General features: G+C 57.1%; 2 protein-coding genes. Both read right to left on the bottom strand.

What is annotated here, in order from left to right:
* Positions 1 to 330 precede the first annotated feature (330 nt).
* Positions 331 to 735: a hypothetical protein gene (locus JQ611_RS41380; RefSeq protein WP_212263353.1), complete on the bottom strand. Its 405-nt coding sequence runs from the start codon at positions 733 to 735 to the stop codon at positions 331 to 333.
* Positions 736 to 990: 255 nt separating this feature from the next.
* Positions 991 to 1,308, bottom strand: coding sequence for a PilZ domain-containing protein (locus tag JQ611_RS41375; protein ID WP_212263352.1), 318 nt, complete (start codon positions 1,306 to 1,308; stop codon positions 991 to 993).
* Between the last annotated feature and the right edge of the window lie 634 nt (positions 1,309 to 1,942).

Genomic DNA, 1,942 nt, shown 5'->3' with positions numbered 1-1,942 from the left:
GTGGCGCGACAGCCGATGATAGCCAATGTCTCAGATGGGTCAAACTGAGACCTCAATCCGCCGGTGCGGCATGTCCGTTCTACCCCCAGGAGCATGACTTCCTCTGACCGGCCGCTTTGCGCCAACAGCGGTCCTTCGAGCTATGAGCACGTGACTTTTAATCATGGGGTCGAGGGTTCGAGTCCCTCCGCGCTCACCAATGAAAACAATCACTTACTGGCGCTAAGACCAATATTCCCGCGAACTCGTTAGTCCCGGGCCACCGTGGGGGCCACAAGAAAATACAGGGGCAAACGATGCTGGCCATGATTTTCCCGAACACACCGGCCACTAGTGAGAAGGCCCGTCGTCCTTAGTATAGAGCGCGTAAGGAAACAGCTCTTCAAGAGTCCGCCCATCACGCAGCGCTGACATGACCGCCAGCCACCGATCCGGCGCGCCGTTATCAGATTCCACCATGCAGTTGTGGAGCGCGGTTTGCATCAGCAGTTTAGCGTGATCCGCCGTCATTCCTGATGCCATAAGCGTCTTGAGCGTTTCCGCGGTCTCGCCGCCGGCAGCAAGCATCTGCCCCAATCTGCCTGCCACACGAAGGGCGAATGGCGGCTCCACCTGCTTACCGTCTTGGCGAATATCGGGCCCCTTGCCGGATCGCAATCGCTCCAGGTCAGCGTTGAGTTGGTCACTTTTTTCTTTATCTGTGAGCTTACTCCAATCCCTGAAATCGTCGGTCATGCGTTGATCTCCACGATCCTCTCCGGCTTCCCTCCCAGGATAATAATACGGTGCTATCTGCCAACGCCACTTGGGTTGGACGTAAATATCGCATCACACACGACCTCGTTACCGAGCTTGTAATAAAACCGCCGGGGTGAACCGGCGGCTGTTATTCAGCCTTGACGTGGAGTGCTGAAGCTAGCGACGGCAGGTCCGTCGCCCCATCTGGCGAATGGACAAAGGATTACACAGGCCGACATAGGTCAGCGGCGACTAGGCGGGCGCCTCACTTTTTGGCTTGGTCTGGGCGTTTCGCTTCACGTTGCTCCGCTTCAAGAAAGTGACGCCCAATTGGTCACCATTGACCCAAGCTAATCCGCAGCGGCGATAGGCAAGCCCAGTCGAGGAAAGCAGCAGGAAAAATTCGTTTAGCTGGAGCCCTTCGAGGGGACCCTCGACCGTCAGCTTTGCGCCGCCGTCCGACGCGTCTTCCATCACGCAGGTACGCCGCCAAGTGCCGTCGATGGCCATCATGTACGCAGGTTGGCCACGCTCAAACACGACCCGGCGATGTGATCGCTGCTCTGCCATCTGCGTGCTCCGCCATGAGACGAGAGGCCCGCTGGCTCTTGCCCGCCAGCGGGCCTCTTACGCGATTCTCGCGGGGCCTTGGGGGGCATTCCGCAATTGTTAAAAACGATATGGGTGGATGGTTAAAGAATAATGCCGGATCGCTCACTTCTCGTGGGATTAGCGGCTGCGCATCATGGAACGTTAAGGCTGGTTTCCGCATTAGTGCCGCGTCTGAGTATTGTCCGGGCCCTCGCTAAAGACCGATGCGTAGCGCCGCGTTCGAACCCTGCATCCCAACCCCCGCGCTTGTTAGTGGCCTGTTTTGAAAATCAGAACAGAAACTGTACGTGTCCCAAATCCGCCGTGCTTGGTGTCGGAGTAAAATTACGCAGATCCTGCTCGGGTGACCGAAGTTCTCCGACCGTGAACGTCGGTCCAACTGCGTGCACGGTTCAAATCCGCGCAGAGCCATGCGTGCTATAAATCACATACGCCAACCTGATCCCCGCGTATTTCCCCGATTACTGGCTGGCGGGAATGGTCTCGCCCCAATGACGGGGATTTTCAAAATGATCACTCTCAAAATCACCGCTATTTTGGCCATCTGTGCCGGAACATTGATCGCGCTGGCATCGAGCGAATTCGGCGCCGA

The organism is Bradyrhizobium sp. AUGA SZCCT0182 (assembly GCF_018130185.1).
Lineage (GTDB): Bacteria > Pseudomonadota > Alphaproteobacteria > Rhizobiales > Xanthobacteraceae > Bradyrhizobium.
Note: the sequence above shows the minus strand (reverse complement) of the source record. Positions and strands in the feature narration are given on the sequence as shown.